The 15,833-nt window shown below is 52.8% G+C and carries 12 protein-coding genes; all 12 read right to left on the minus strand.

What is annotated here, in order from left to right:
- Nucleotides 1-231 precede the first annotated feature (231 nt).
- Nucleotides 232-900 carry a CpsD/CapB family tyrosine-protein kinase gene (locus ABC336_RS08530; protein WP_413238251.1) on the minus strand — a complete coding sequence of 223 codons (669 nt, stop codon included), beginning with the start codon at nucleotides 898-900 and terminating at the stop codon, nucleotides 232-234.
- Entirely contained in the window at nucleotides 881-1,633 is a 753-nt protein-coding gene (locus ABC336_RS08535; protein ID WP_413238252.1) for a YveK family protein, read from the minus strand. The genes ABC336_RS08530 and ABC336_RS08535 overlap by 20 nt, the downstream gene beginning before the upstream one ends.
- Before the next feature lie 133 nt (nucleotides 1,634-1,766).
- The gene (locus ABC336_RS08540; protein WP_413238253.1) at nucleotides 1,767-3,584 is read right to left on the minus strand and encodes an ABC transporter ATP-binding protein; all 1,818 of its coding nucleotides are present in this window, start codon (nucleotides 3,582-3,584) and stop codon (nucleotides 1,767-1,769) included.
- Between the two features lie 17 nt (nucleotides 3,585-3,601).
- Nucleotides 3,602-4,051: a signal peptidase I gene (locus ABC336_RS08545; protein ID WP_413238254.1), complete on the minus strand. Its 450-nt coding sequence runs from the start codon at nucleotides 4,049-4,051 to the stop codon at nucleotides 3,602-3,604.
- Complete coding sequence (locus ABC336_RS08550) at nucleotides 4,041-4,310, minus strand: PqqD family protein (protein WP_413238255.1); 270 nt, start codon at nucleotides 4,308-4,310, stop codon at nucleotides 4,041-4,043. Before ABC336_RS08550 ends, ABC336_RS08545 begins: the two co-directional genes overlap by 11 nt.
- The gene (locus tag ABC336_RS08555) at nucleotides 4,310-5,092 is read right to left on the minus strand and encodes a hypothetical protein (protein WP_413238256.1); all 783 of its coding nucleotides are present in this window, start codon (nucleotides 5,090-5,092) and stop codon (nucleotides 4,310-4,312) included. Before ABC336_RS08555 ends, ABC336_RS08550 begins: the two co-directional genes overlap by 1 nt.
- Complete coding sequence (locus ABC336_RS08560) at nucleotides 5,085-6,110, minus strand: nucleotidyltransferase domain-containing protein (protein ID WP_413238257.1); 1,026 nt, start codon at nucleotides 6,108-6,110, stop codon at nucleotides 5,085-5,087. The genes ABC336_RS08555 and ABC336_RS08560 overlap by 8 nt, the downstream gene beginning before the upstream one ends.
- A 463-nt stretch (nucleotides 6,111-6,573) precedes the next feature.
- Nucleotides 6,574-8,826 (minus strand): hypothetical protein, encoded by a 2,253-nt coding sequence (locus tag ABC336_RS08565; protein ID WP_413238258.1) that lies wholly within the window; start codon nucleotides 8,824-8,826, stop codon nucleotides 6,574-6,576.
- Nucleotides 8,827-9,149: 323 nt separating this feature from the next.
- Nucleotides 9,150-11,945, minus strand: a complete 2,796-nt coding sequence (locus ABC336_RS08570) for a PA14 domain-containing protein (RefSeq protein WP_413238259.1) — start codon at nucleotides 11,943-11,945, stop codon at nucleotides 9,150-9,152.
- A gap of 205 nt (nucleotides 11,946-12,150) precedes the next feature.
- Nucleotides 12,151-13,092, minus strand: a complete 942-nt coding sequence (locus tag ABC336_RS08575) for an LCP family glycopolymer transferase (RefSeq protein ID WP_413238260.1) — start codon at nucleotides 13,090-13,092, stop codon at nucleotides 12,151-12,153.
- On the minus strand, nucleotides 13,089-14,426 hold the full coding sequence (locus ABC336_RS08580; protein ID WP_413238261.1) for a UDP-glucose dehydrogenase family protein: 1,338 nt from the start codon (nucleotides 14,424-14,426) through the stop codon (nucleotides 13,089-13,091). The genes ABC336_RS08575 and ABC336_RS08580 overlap by 4 nt, the downstream gene beginning before the upstream one ends.
- 11 nt (nucleotides 14,427-14,437) lie before the next feature.
- A complete protein-coding gene (locus ABC336_RS08585) occupies nucleotides 14,438-15,826 on the minus strand; it encodes a sugar phosphate nucleotidyltransferase (protein ID WP_413238262.1) in 1,389 nt (462 codons plus the stop codon).
- Nucleotides 15,827-15,833 lie beyond the last annotated feature (7 nt).

Genomic DNA, 15,833 nt, shown 5'->3' on the forward strand with positions numbered 1-15,833 from the left:
CGTTGTCCCCTCCAATACTGACTTCGCTTTTATATAGACATTAAGTATGCTGTTTTGAATACGATCGAGTCCTCAAAACAGCATACTTAATGCTTATAAAGGTATAAGGGGCATTCAACCCGTCCTCACGCCACACCATTGACGATAAACGTCTAAGGTCGCTTGGGACCCACAGCATGGCCGAGTATCTACAGTGATAAAGGTGCAGTAGACATTACCTGTATAGGCAAGCTATTGATAGACCCGGAGGTCTTTTCGTTTCACCTTATTCAGAACAACCCCAAGGAGCTTGGCATTGACTTGATTCAGGTAGAAGCTTACTTTTTTGGCATTGGATCGATTGACCTTTCCATATTCCACGACCACAACCACGCCGTCCGATTTGGCAGCCACGATCTGGGCATCCGATACAGACAGAGCAGGCGGAGTATCGATAATAATGACATCGTAGACTTTTTTGAGATATGCAAGAATCTCATCCATCCGCTGCATCGTTAACAGCTCCGCAGGATTCGGAGGTGTAAGCCCGGAAGGAATAAAGAACAGATTATCAATGTGCAGGGATCGAACGACTTCGTCAGGTTCCACGGATAAATTAGCCAAGTAATTAGCCAAACCCGTGTGGTTGACCACGCCGAACATTTGGTGCAAAGCAGGTCTCCGCAGGTCAGCATCAATTAATACCACCTTCTTCCCGGTCTGAGCGATGGAGATGGCAATATTCGCCGCGGTGCTCGACTTGCCTTCGCCTTGTTTGGTAGAAGTAATCATGATGACCTTGAGTTCCTTACCGTCTGAAGGAAAGGCAATGCGGGTCCGAATCGCCCGATATGACTCAGCAATCGATGACTCCGGGTTGATGTCCATAATTAAGGCCTGACTATTTTGAGATTGTCGCATAACTGGCTTCACCTGCCTTTTTGGTCTGCTGCTGACGTCTGTGTTTCAGATCGCTTTTACGAATCTTGGCTACACTCGCAAGGGTTGGCGCTCCAAACACTTCCGAGATATCCTCTTCTGTTTTCAGGGTATCGTCCAGATATTCCAGCAGGAAACATAATGCGATCCCGAATATAAGGGCGATGGCAAAGCTCATGATAATGGTTTGATTAATATTGTTGTTCACAGGCAAGGGATTGGCGGTTACAGGAGCCTCATTGAGGATGGTGATGTTATCCACCTTCATGATGATGGGAACTTGCTCCTTGAACACATGCGAGACTGCATTGACAGTTAATGCTGCCCGCTCATAATCCGTATCGAATACACGAAGTGTCATTACTTGCGAAGTGTTATTAGTCAGAACTTGGACATTCCGGATCAGGTGGTTGGCCGTGAGTTGCAGCTCGGGGTGTTCCTCTACCACTTTCTCCATAATCGCCGGAGTGTTGATAATCTCTCTGTAGGTATCCAGAAACATACGAGTGAAAGTTAACGTGCCATAGTCGATCTGCTCATTGCCGGACTGACCGATCGTACTGTTGATGATCAGCTTGGTCGATGCCTCGTATACAGGTTGAAAAGTGGCATACATATAGTAAGCAGTCGTAGCCGTGGCAATGATCACACAAGCAATAACGATCCAGATCCGCTTCACGATCAATCGGACATATTCTTTAATCTCCAATGTCATTTCCCTCCGAGCCTCCTAAATTAATGCTACCAACTGTAGCATCCTTATCGCTAAATATATGATACATTTTGTATCATGTCAAATGTTATTTTTATAATCACCTCTGGAAAATATACAAAATGTATCATATAATTTACGGATTCGCCATTAATCGAAGCGAGTCTCCCCTATCCTGTTGTTTATACTGCAAATTATAGAGCCGGTGATATAGCCCTTTGCTCTCCATAAGCTGATGATGGGCACCCTGCTCAACGATCTTGCCATCATCGAGAACCACGATGGTGTCGGCATACTTGATCGTCGATAGACGATGAGCAATAACCAGCGTAGTCCGGTTCTCCATCAGTCGCTCCAATGCTTCCTGCACCTCTTGCTCAGTCTCGCTGTCAAGCGCCGAAGTCGCCTCGTCCAATAACAAGATAGGCGCATCCTTCAGGATGGCTCTAGCGATCGCGATGCGTTGACGCTGTCCTCCAGAGAGCTTGACCCCCCGTTCGCCAACTTCAGTCTCATAGCCGTCAGGGAGGGCAGAGATAAAACTATGGATACCCGCTGCAATCGCTGCTTGCTCGATCTCGGCCATGGTTGCCCCTTCCCGGCCGCAGCCGATATTGTCGCCGATCGTGCCTGTGAACAAATACGTCTCTTGCGGCACATAAGCGATGCGACTGCGCCACTCTTCCATCGGCATAGCCATCGTGTCCGTACCATCCATACAGACCGAGCCTTTCCCCGGCGGGTAGAAGCCTAGCGTCAGATTAAATAGCGTACTCTTGCCAGAACCGCTGGGTCCTACCAGCGCGACAACCGTGCCGCCAGGCACCTCAAGATTGAAGCGCTCGAACACAGACTCGCCTTCCTCATAGCCAAAGGTTACATCATGGAAGCTCAGGCTTGGCGCATCCCCTACTGCTTGAACTGGATCTGGCAGCGACCGCGACTCCGTATCCGCACGCAGCAGCCCAACCAGCCGCTCAACAACCGCGATGGAGCGCTGAAAGGCTCCCCAAAGCGAGGCCATGCCTGTCATCGGAGAGATCAGGTATTGCATCAGACTGACGAAGGCGAGCAGTGAGCCTACCGACATCTTAGACTGTGCCACATAGACGGCCCCCAGCCCCATGCTCATAAAAAAAGCGACTGTTCCCGCTGCTCCGGATCCAACCTGGAACCATCCGCGCAGCTTTGCCATTCGCATCTCAAGCTGAAGCAAGGATTCATTATGCTCGCTATAGGTCTGATGCACTCTCTTCTGCATCATGAAGGCGCGAATGACCGTGTGCGCTGAGAAAGTATCGTTCAGGAATACTTGAATGCGGCTCAGCAATCCCTGGATCTCGCGGCTCCGGCGGCGCAGCAGCTTGCCGAACACCCCGCCCGCTACCGCGGCTATCGGACCAATGATGACGCAGATCAGCGTCAGCTCCATGTTTATCGTGGCCAGGTAAGCAAAAGCGGCGATCGCCATCAGCGGCAGTCGGATCATCTCCAGTACATTCGTCCCGATCGCCCCGTCCATGCCGTTCACATCGTTAGTCAGATGAGACACCATTTGCCCCGAATGATGCTTGTTATAGTAGCCCGCCGGCAAACGCAACATATGGTGGAGCAGATCGCTCTTCAAATCACGTTTTACCTGCTGCACTGCGGAAGCTCCTGCCACCAAGACTCGATAGTTGATGATGCCGTTCAGCAGAATAAACAGTACGCCCATGAGGATCAACTGCCGGACTGTAGCGACATCGCCAAGCAAGGCCGAATCGGTGATCTGCTTCAGGAACCAGGTGTAGGAGATTGTCAAGGCAATACCGATCAGCATAAAAACAAACAATTCGATATAAAGGGTTTTGTACCGCTTCATATAGCCGTAGATCAGCTTAAGGGGCTCTTTCATCTCGCCGATCTCCAGCAGCCGCTTCATTCTCGTGGTCAGCTTTGCGCGCATGTTCATTGGCGTTACCTCTGCCTTCACGTAGTTTTCTTCCATCTAAGATAAAGTGCGATATAGCGGGAGCAGCCCGGGAACCGGGTCAACGCCTGGCCCAACAGACGCGCCCGGTAGTGGCTGGAGAGGATCAACCGGTCCTTCTTCTTGATCCACAACAGCTTGCCGATGATATCTCCGTAAGGAACTGGGCTATCCGATCTCAGGTTGGAGTCGCCCTTGCAGACCAGCACCGGCTCCCCCCCCTGACTGCGTGTGTGCAGATAGCGATGTCCCACCAATTGCCCTTCACGCGACCGGAAGAGCAGGATATCTCCCGGTCTCAGTTCATTGAATTCAGCATGAACGAATCGGCACAGATCGCCTTGGCGGATCAGTGGATACATACTTTTTCCCTGGGAAGGAAGATCGATATATCCGCGGTGTTGCACGGTATGCTTCACCATACGGATGACATCTGCATCAGCTTGCATGCCGTACCAGTCCGATCTGCTGCATTTGCTCGAGAAATGCTTCCACGTCTCTGCTGGCCTCCTCCTCTGAGATCTCATAATTCTCTTGGAGGATCTGGGCCAGTGAAACAGAGGTTCGCGGCTCGCTCAGCAGATTCCAACACAAGCCCGCAGCTTCATTTAGCTTAGTCACCGTAAACGTCACCGGATTAAGAATCACCCAAGCGTCGTCCATCTGTACAGCTTCATTGCATTGTTCACTCCACACATAGCTGGTCATCAGCTGATCTCCTCCCAGAACGAATCGTTTTTTTGAAAATACAGTTCATATACCGGTACCGTCGCGGCCAGGCGATAACAGAGACGCATGACGCGCTGCGTCGAGGCCACATCCGAAGTCCAAAAGAACACTTTATCCATAATTCCCATCAACCCATCCATGGCAGGAAGCAGCTCGCGGCTGTTAGCCTGCGATTGACGGAGCAGCTGAATCGCACGCAGCGGCACGCTATCGCGGCGGCTCGGCGACCCGTAGTCGCTGCGGAACGGAGAGTCGAACACCACAGCTTCCTCATCGCCTATCTTCACGATGGTCGCTTCGTCGGCAAGGATGGGACGAGGTCGAGACAGCAAAGCGACAGTAGACTTGCCAGCTCCTGATGGACCTGCGAAGAGATAAGCTTGCTCCTTCTCCATGATGCAGGAGGAATGGATCAGCAGCCCCCAGCCCCGATGTGCGGCGAAGGCACTGTACAGGTTCATCAGGGCGTGCTTCAGTGCAAAGGTATCATGGACCTGCACCGACGCCCGGGTAAAGTCTTCATCGACATCGATTCGGTAATCGGCTCTCGAGAACTGAATGACCCTCTCATGTGTATTGACTTCCACCTCATAGCCATCGAAAGGGCATCCGTAACTGTCGTGGACGACAAGGGTCAGATCGGGCTCCCCTCCGGTATCTTCTGCTGGAAGATAATGCTCTTCAAAAAAAATAGCCACATGTGGTGAATAGGTTAGGACTTGCAGGTTGTGCTCGGCGATCTGAACCTTCAACTCAACCATAAGGAATCTCCTTTGTCGTTTGTTCCGGCTGCCGTTTGCCGAGCCGCCGGTAGATGGGCTGTTGGGACAAAATCTGGTGCTTCCACGTATCGTAAATCCCGAAGCGGAAAAACATTCGGTTCTTGTAGTCGTCCAGTCCGCGCTTGCCGCGTTTGCGGTCGTATATCGCCTCGTACGTCCAATAGGTCTCCATGACGGGGAACGGGAGAGGCTTGAGGTCATGCAGCCGCGGGAACTGCTGATAGACAATCGACAAGGCCCCTTGAACACGCCGCAAGGTCCGATCCTCACGCGCCCGCACGGCAAGGTCTTGAAGGTCAATGGCCTCGCCATGATAGAACAGCATTTGTGCGAGATCAACCAGATAGCGGGGCGAGTCCATCCGGTGCCGCATGCCATGGAGGATCATAAAATAAAAGGTTGACTGGCTATCAAGCTCCCGTATGCCGCTATACCCCTCCATAGGCAGTGAGCTCTCCCAGAACGGGGCATCACGCAGCTCCGAAAGATGCGGCTTATCCAATGTCCAATGAAGCTCGATCATTAAGGGAATGGTTGGTGTTATCGGTCTATAGAGCACGGCATGATTATGTAATATTTTATCTAAAGTGAAGCCCATGTTTGTTATAAGCGCTATCGCTTGATCCAGATGTGCAGGCTGCACGAGCAGATCGACATCCGATGTAGCACGTGCTGCGATGGAACCAAAGAATCGTTCGGCAAAGCGAGTACCTTTCAAAGGCATCGCCAGGATTCGATGTTCGTCGAACCGGCGCAATATTTGACGTTCTGTATGTTGGAGCATCAGGTTCTGAATAGCCGTTTGATCATGTGCGCGTTTAAAGCTTTGTTGCACTTGCTCAGGCAAGCGTTTCGAGATATGAGGGTGCCTCATCATAAGGTGATAGATCTGGGCGTGCATCGAGAATTGGTCGATCTCCTGCAGCAGGTCCGTCTGGGCCAAGTCCGGCCACGGTTCGCCGTTGTCGCTATATAAGGCGTTCAGTAGTTTGATCATTGCTTTTTCCTCCAGCATCCCATCTTAGTATTTCATAGATTGTTACAGTTCGTATCACACCTTTAATTTAGTCCATCGTCCAAACGCTGTCAAGATTTATTTTCCATTACGATTAATTTCAACAAAAAAAGAGATTAACCGGAAATCCCCGATTAATCCCATGTATGCTGGTTTTGAAGCTTTAACATAAAAATTAAGGCAGAGGCGTCCAGCTTCCATCCGGATTAACGCAGATGTTTCCTCCCGGCCATGTTCCAGGAAAGCTAGGCGGCACGCAGTTGGAGATCACCGTCTCAAACTTCACCTGGCTATGCGCCAATACAACCGGCTTGACATATGGTTTCATATTTTTCACCCTCTCCACTTTTTTTCGATACATATTGTATCATATTTGAATCATACTAAATTCATTTTCTATCGTCAAGCTTTTTCAAAAACAAGCCTATTCCTCGTGCCACGCGTGTTATGAATCGTTATCCCTTCCACGGAATACCCCCCGAACATCATAATCCCAGTATGGATAGCTGGTCTCGATTCCCTGCTCTGAGGTGTACATGAGCTTGATCCCATCCCCTGATACCAGATCAGGCAGATCCACCATAACTTGTTCACCGGCTTGAACAATGAATTCATATCTGTTGGCAGGATCTGCAGCGGATCGCAGCGGATATGCCCCCCACTGCAACAGTGCTTCTCCAGCCACTGTAGCTGTAAAACTGAAAGTTGCACCCGAATCCCGTGCAGCTAAAACAGGGGTAACAATCAAGGGTTGGGGCCCCTCCTCCTGGATCATCAGAAAACGCGGCGTATCTGTAACCGGAAGCCGAACGGTGAGGGTCGTTTTAGTAGCCTCTATTAGTCTCGGCTGCCATTGCTCATCCGTTATCGGATCATAGACGGTTAGCGAGACTCCGAGACCAGCCACATTCGATAGAGTGATCTCATAATCAACCTCCTGCATATCATAACGTGCCGGGTCAAGCAGCCCCTGCTCGGGATGCCATGAATGCGTGATATCCCGGGTGACGATGTAGTATGCAACAGCAAATGCATTGTCGCGCAGCTGAAAAGGGAGAACAGCCAGGTCCTCCAGCCGATAACGGTCCGGCAAAGCTTCCGTCCCATTACCCTCAAATACGAGCACGTCATCGTCAGACTGAATGCTTTCGACGCCAAGAAAGCGGGGCTGATCGATGGTCTCCCCCTCCTTCATCAGATCGACAACGTTCCGGATCGCCTGGATCTGAGGTCCTGCCTCTCGCCGGACATCGGGGGTTAGCCGGTAGTCCGAACGTTTGAGTTCCTCATAGAACGATTCCGGGAGCAGTGCATATTCAGTATCTTTGCTTTTAGCAGCATAGAGGTGAATTAACTTTATGCCTTTGTGACTTTGGAAAATATAATTTCTCAGAGTGCTTTTAGTACCCATATAATGCATCACACGAGACAGCCGGACATTTGTCAGTTCCACGCCGCTTTGATTTGCCAGCTCTTTGGCAAAGGCGCCGCGGTACAGATTGCTCTCCGTCATCCACACCTCAGGCGGCACATTATCCCCAGGGTGGGAATAGCGGTGATGCTCCTTCCAGGGACCGGGAAAAGGCTGTAGATCCCGCACCACATATTCTGTTTGATACGCATAGTACCACCTTTCAGGAAAGGCGCTTACATGCGCCGGGATGAATCCCGACACATCCGGTTCCCCCCACCGATTCAGCAATGTGTCCCGCTTCAAGGATTGATTCTCAGGGGTAATCATTGACGCTACGGGATCCCAACCGGTGTAATAGTGACGGCTGAATCCTGTTTGTCCTGGCCAGAGACTGGCGCCATGATCCCAAGGCCGCTGATTGGCAAATCCATTGATGACTTTCACTCCGGGAAGCTCATTGACCGGATCCTTCACATAAGCCGCGGTCATCGGCAAAATGACTTGAGGACCCGTCTCCTCGCGGTCTCCATGACGATAAGACAGCTTCTGTCCATATTCTATGGGCGGATCGTAATATTCGTTGCTGTATAGGAAATGTGAACCAAAGGAGAGCTCGTTCCATACTTCCACATCAAAACCGGCATCCTGTGAACCAGTCGTACCGAGGATCTCCTTCACAAAGGTTGTTACAGTTCTGACATAGGTCATCCACCCGTCCAACGTTTCCTGTGCCGCCGGATTTGCCATGCCATCTATCGTATGAGTCCCTGAGAAGGGTCTATACTTTAACTTTCCTATCCCGATCTTGCCTTCCGGCAAAGAAGCGGGCAATGGGGCTGACAGCGTAGCTCTTCCCGTCTGTGGGTCAATAGCCGTAATGACCGGATACATATAGTGTGCCACTCCCCTTAAGCCTGTATAGTGCGGCTCGATCTCGCTGCTCTCCGAGAGATAAATGACTTTGTCTCCTTGGATAGCCGGCTTGACCAATTCCACCTCCCAGCTCTTGGCGGGAGCGGGCAACCCGGAATGGCTGTTGAGCAAGATCAAGGGACGAATCCCATGCCTGCGCAACGCCCCAAGCACCTGCCGCACATTCTCTTGCTGCTGCGGCAACAGTCGGCTGTCATCATCATAATCGAGCGAGCCCCAGCCGATCTCCACTCTCGCAGATACGATGCCTGCCTCTGCCAGTATCTGGGCAGTCGCATCGGCCTCTTGCGGATTCGTATTGAATACCACACCCAACGATTCCAATAATCGGGAGGCATCCCACGTGTCCATATAGGCACGCCAAGGAGCATGGTAGTAAGAATGTGAGCCGAAGGGAAGCCCCTGCTGCGATACATCAATATAAGGACCTGCCAAGAGACGCAGTTGGGATATAGATATACTTGTCGGGCCGCTGCCGCTAATAGCCACCACTGCGGATAACAAGCAGATGAAGAGCCCCTGTCGAATGGCGCGGGTCCTTAATCTCAGCAGACGCATTTTTTAGTCCCTCCATTGCGAACAAAGAAAAGAGCCTCCACGGGAACAACGTCATTAAGTGAAGCTTATCTTAATGACATCGTCCCGAAAGAAGCTCTTTTCTTCTTGCCTCTAGGTTACTTCGTCCAAATCGCACCCTGTGTGTCATAATTCCAACGCGGATACACAGCTGTAATGCCGTTGCTGGTCAAGTTTACTTTTACGCCTTCGCCAATGGCCATCTCTGGCAGATCAACGCGAACACGTTCCCCGGCTTTGACATCCAGCTTCATGGCATTAGCAGCATCCGGAGAGGGGGCTACCGTCTCCCTCGGCTGACTTTGGCTTGCCCAATACAAGGTTATGCGGTGCACAGTTTCATTGGCATTATGATATTCCACACGCAACTCATACGTTTGATCGGCGTTTAGAGCGATGCTGCCCATCTTCTGCTGGCCGCAGCCCTCAACGATAAGCTCGCCATCAATATAGACTTTGTTATTGCACGTATCGGAATCCACAATAAAGGTATACGCCTCAGTATGTTGCGGCTGGATCGTTCCTGTCCAGCGATAGGCACTTTTACGTGCCGGCAGATCACGAAAATCGATTTTCCCGACTTGTGAACTATTGATGATATCTTTAAATTGATCCCCTGCAAATGTCTCCTGGACAAAGCTGCCGCCTGTACGGAAGGGATACGTGCCCCAAGTGACCGTCGCCAGACCTTCTACATTGGAGGTGAAGGCAAGCTCCGCTCCCCCGCCGACTCTCACCAGCTCCGGGCGCTCAATGAGCGGCTGGACGCCATCCTCCTGAATGATCAGAAACCGGGGATAGTCCGTAACCTCCAACTGCACCGTCAGCGAATTGGCGTTTGCCTGCTTGACAGGAACAGGCAGGGTTTGTCCTGTCATCGGATCGTATGCATGAACGTTTGCTCCGCTGCCTTTCACATTATCTAATGTAATATCGTATTGTTGAGGCTGCATATCGTAACGACCCGGGTCCAGAGGATCTTTCTTGGAGTCCCAGACTTGCGTTACATTTCTAGTGACAACATAGTACCCTACAGCAAACTGATTGCTTTGAAGCTGATAGGGCAGTACCGCAAAGTCCTCCACTTGATAACGATCCGGGTTCGCAGCCGTACCGTCTCCTTTGAACACCACTTGGGGCTGGTGTGCCCGTACGCCATTAACCTGAATGTGACGCGGCTGTTCGATCGTCTCCCCGCTCTTCATAAGGCGCGTCACATTCCCTACTGCTGTCAGTTGCGGACCAATCTGCTTACGCACACGATCTGTCAATTGATAATCGCTATTCCGCAGCTCCGAGAAGAAGGCTTCCGGCAGCAATGCAAACTCATGGTCTTTCTGCTTGGCTGCGTAGAGATACAACCTCTCAAGTCCATTGTGTGATTGAAAAATATAGTTTCGCAGTGTCGTTTTGGTCCCCATATGATGCATCAAACTGGTCAGTCGCGGATCTGTTAGACTCACATTAGCGTGATAACGAAGAAACTGGGCAAATGGACCTCTGTAGAGATTCGACTCGGTCATCCATACTTCGGCTGGATGACCATTGCCCGGATTGGCATACCGGTGATGATGGCTCCATGGGCCAGGGAATGGCTGCAGATCACGCACGACAAACTCTGTCTGATAACCATAATACCAGCGTTCCGGAAACGAGCTGATATGGGCTGGGATAAATGGTGTAGCCATAGGCTTGCCAAATGCATCCAGCATGGAATCCTTTTTAAGGTTCGTATTGTGGATACTCATATTGGAAGCGAGAAAGTCTGTCCCCGTATAATAATGCCGGCTGAATCCATCCTGATTCGTCCACATCTCCGTGCCGTTATCCCAAGGGCGCTGGTTGGAAAAACCGTTTATAACACGGACGCCGGGCAATTCATTCGCGCGGTCATTCACATAATTAATCGTTAAAGGAAAAATAACCTGTGCCCCCGACACCTTCAGGTTCCCCTCAGTGTACGTTGGCTGCTGAGAGAAGTTAAGTTTGGGGTTGTAATAGTTATTAATATCCAGGAACTGAGAACCAAACGTTAATTCGTTCCACACCTCAAGATCAAAGCCGGCATCGGTAGCTGATCCGCTTTGTAGCGTATCCTTAACGAAAGTGGTAATGGTCGCCACATACTTCACCCAGCCATCTAATGTCTCTTGGGCAGCTGGATTTGGCGTCCCGTCCCCCCAGACTGTACCTGAAAAAGGCTGGTACCGCATTTTAGCCAAGCGTTGGCTGCCAGCCGGCAAAGCTCTGGGAAGCGGGGCAGATAAGGTTGCTTTTCCCGTCGTGGGATCCACAGCGGTAATCACAGGATGCATCATAATAGATAATCCAGATAAGCCAGTGTAATAAGGTACAATGCCATCTACCGACTCCAGATAGACCTCTCGTGCGCCCGCTTCAGCAGGCTGTTTGAGTATGCCATCCCATACGACGTTAGGTCCAGGCGCGCCAGAGTTGGCATTTAGCAGAATTAGCGGCCGAATATTGTGTTTTGCCAGCGCCTGCAGACGGATTCTGAGATCCCTCTCCATGTGTGGATTGAGGACGTTGTCGTTTTCATAGCTTATAGTGTCCCATCCAACCTCCACCCGAGCATGCCGGATTCCCGCTTCAGACAACACCTGCGCAGTGGCATCGGCCTCTGCGGCTGTAACTCCGTTAAACACAACGCCCAGACTGTTCAAATATTTATTCTTGTCCCAGGTATCCATATATGAACGCCACGGGGCAAGATAGTAGGAATGCTGCCCGAAAGGGATCTCTTGTTGACGCCAATCCACATAAGCCCCTCCTTTGGCAGCAGAAGTGTCATTCGCAATTACGGGAACAAAACTGCTGAAGCAGACAATAAATACTAACACCACAATCAAAGGTTTTATCACTTTATAAAACATACGCATCAAGCCCCTATTTCTCTGAAGTTGTCACATGTTGTAGAGGCTCTATGCACATATACATAGACTGCCAATACTAGCAATGCTGACTAGTCTATGATACTGGATGTAGCATATTGTTATAAATAGGCACATTTTCTCACTTTTTGTCGAATCAATGTGACCTACAGCCGCACTCCCTTCGTCCTATACTGCTTCGGATGCTCTACAACTGCTCCTTTAACACGCTTTGAATCCGCGCCCGCTCCTGCTCATCCACGATATAGTACCAGATGCCGCCGATCTTGCGGCCCTCGCCCTTGATCTCTACCATGCGGCTGCTGCGCAGCGCGTTGCGGTAGCCCATAGCAAAGGAACGCATGTCCTGGAAGCTGGCATTGGTGCGGACGTATTGCCCGGCTTCCTGCAGCAGCTGGTCCAGTCTGGCTACAGTGGAGAGCTGCAGCGCGTCCTGCAGCAGCGCCTGAATGATCTGACGCTGACGCGTATTGCGTCCGAGATCGCCCCGGGGATCGTCCATCCGCATTCTCGAGTAGGCCAATGCATCCGTGCCGGTCAGCTTGAGCTGACCCGCGGCGAAGGTGTGCCCGTCCAGTTGAAAGGCAAAATCATTGTTCACTTCAACACCGCCGAACAGGTCAACGAGCCGGGCGAAGCCTTCCATGTTCACCTTGATATAGTAGTCGATCGGATAATCGAGGAAATGCTCCACCGTCGCCAGCGCCATCTCAACGCCGCCGAAGGCGTACGCATGGTTGATCTTGTCTATGGTACCGCGTCCGATAATTTCAGTCCGGGTATCCCGGGGAATATTGAACATGACCAACCTTTCCTTCGCCGGATTGATCTGGAGCACGACCATCGTATCCGATCGGCCGCGGTCGCCCGCCCGCTCGTCCACTCCGAGCGCGAGGATCGTCACCGACTCCCGCTTGGCTAGTCGCTCCGGCGCAGGTGTGCTAGTCGCCTGCTTCACCTCCGGATCATTGCTGACATAGAGCGGCTTGTCTTCCTCCACCTGCACATACATCCGCAAGACAGTATCTTCTACAGCATTGTACATGCGCCAGCCATAGGCCAGAGCGCCGAGCAGGATGACGGTGACCAATGCGCTGCAGCCCATCAGTAATTTACGTCGTCTGCTCATCGCTGGAGCTGCCCCGGCGCCAGCATCGCCGCGCCTTCCAGCCGAGGGCGCCCGATTGACCGGTAGATGAATCCGGAGGATGCCGCGTCGGCCCCCTGGTACAGATTGCGTCCGTCGATCAGCACCGGCTGCCGCATCCGCCGTTTCATCTCTTCCCAGTCGCAGTCTGCAAACTCCTGCCACTCCGTCAGCAGACACAACGCATCCGCACCGTCTAACGCTGCCATGGCTTCCGCGCACCATACAATCTCTGTATCTTTTATCATATGCCGCGCATTGGGAATAGCAATCGGATCATAGGCCCGGATCGCCGCCCCTTTTTGACGCAGCTCTGCGATGATGTCGAGCGAGGGGGCATCGCGCATATCGTCCGTATCTGGCTTGAAGGACAGTCCCCAGATCGCTACAGTCTTGCCCGTGAGCTCCCCGCAGACAGCTTCGAGCTTGCGGACCATATTCAGCCGCTGATCCGTATTGACCTCCACGACAGATTTCAGCAGTTTGAACTCATAGTCCACATTGCCGGCAATCTGGATCAGCGCCTGGGTGTCCTTGGGGAAACACGAGCCGCCGTAGCCGATGCCCGCCTTGAGGAAGGTCGAACCGATCCGGCGGTCATACCCCATCCCCTGGGCCACCTCCGTCACGTCTGCGCCTACCTTCTCGCAAATGTTGGCAATCTCATTGATAAATGAAATCTTGGTCGCCAGGAAAGCATTGGACGCATACTTGATCATCTCGGCGCTGCGGATATCCGTGATGAAGATCTGCTCGGCCAGCGGCTGATGCAGCTCGCGCAGACGCTCCAGCGGCCGCTGGCGGTCCACCCCGATAACGATCCGGTCCGGATGAAGGGTATCCAGCACGGCAGAGCCCTCCCGCAGGAACTCCGGCACAGAGACCACATCATACGGATGCTCCGTCAAGCCGCCGATGATCTCGGCGATCCGCTCGTTGGTCCCCACCGGGACGGTGCTCTTGGTGACGATGATCGTGTAGCCTCCCAGAGCAAGCGCGATATCTCGGGCCGCCTGCTCGATGTATTGAAGATTGGCTTCTCCGCCAGGACTCGGCGGCGTGCCGACTGCGATGATGACGAGCTCTGCGCTGCCGACAGCGTCCGCGAGGGCTGTAGTAAAGGACAGCCGCTCCTCTGCCATGCACCGCTGCATCAGCTCCTGCAGACCGGGCTCATGGATCGGCACCTCGCCCTGCTGCAGCCGGCTGATCTTGCGCTCGTCCAGATCGACAGCTGTCACTTGATGTCCCAGATAGGCAAAGCAAACGCCCGATACCAGGCCGACATACCCGGTTCCGATGACTGCGATTCTCATGGCTTCACTCCTCATGCTCGGCTCACTTGCAGGATCTCTTCCCAATCCATATGCAGCCGGATAATGTCCTCTTCGATCAGCTCGGGACCCGACTGAACCTCGATGATCTCCAGATTCGTCACGGCTCGGATGCTGTGATGGCTGCCGGCCGGGATGCGGACGACATCACCGGCGCCTACCCGGCGATAGACGCCATCCTGGACCAGTTCGCCTGTGCCGGAGACGATCGTCCAGATCTCGCTCCGCTTCAGATGCAGCTGATAGCTCAGGTTGCAGCCGCTGCGGATGGCAATCCGCTTGGTCAGCACCTCCTCGCCGCCTTCGGCGATCAGGTGGTCGATGATGCGATAGTGTCCCCAGCGCCGCTGCTCATACATTGGCCGCCCTTCCAGCGGCTTCAGCACTTCCTTGATCCGCGGACTGGCCGACTTGTCGCTGACGAGGATCCCGTCCGGGCTGGCCGCGACGATCACATCCGAGAGACCGACCACCGCAATCGGGATATCCAGCTCGTTGATGAGATGGGTATTATGACAATCTTCCGTCAGGATGCCTTTGCCGACCAGCGGCTGCTTCATCTCCTCGGTCAGCGTGTTCCACGTCCCGAGATCGCGCCACTCTCCCGCATAGGGAGTCACTGCGATATCAGCCGCACGCTCGACGACCTGGAAGTCGAAGCTGATCGCCGGCAGCTTGGCATACTGCCGGGCCATCTCCTCGTACTGGATCGGCAGCTCCATAGCGATGAGCAGGTTGATCAGATAATCCAGCCTGAAAGCGAATACCCCGCAGTTCCAAAGCGCAGCCTGCTCGATCAGCACGGTCGCTTCTTCCTTGCGGGGCTTCTCTTGGAATCGGCTGACTCGGCTGTACGCCGGGACCTGGAGGCCATCGCCGCCAGTTGACGTTCCTCTCTCGGGCACGATGTACCCGTATTTCTCCGAGGGATAAGTAGGCTGGACGCCGATCAGCGCCAGATCAGCCCCGCTGTCTGCCAATACATGCGGCAGACTGGCGATCGTATCGTAGAAGGCTGTCTCGACAAAGGGATCGACCGGCATGACCACGATCGTCTCCTCCAGACTCACGCCTTGAACGGAATATAGATAGGCGGCGGCAAGCGCAATCGCCGGGAAGGTGTCCCGCCGCTGCGGTTCGACGACGATGGGGGTCCCGTGTCCGAGCTGGGCATGGATCATCTCCACTTGGCTCTTGCTGGTTGCTATGCACGCCCGCTCCTGCAGACCGGTGTCTGACAGCTGCCGCCAGACCCGCTGAACCATAGATTCCGCAGTGCCGGCGGGACTCTCCAGGACCGGGAGAAACTGCTTTGATCTGGCATCGTTGGATAGCGGCCACAGCCGCTTGCCGGATCCTCCGGATAATAAGACCATTCTCATCACACAC

The sequence above is a fragment of the Paenibacillus jepli genome (assembly GCF_047238105.1).
In the GTDB taxonomy this organism is placed as follows: domain Bacteria; phylum Bacillota; class Bacilli; order Paenibacillales; family Paenibacillaceae; genus Paenibacillus_D.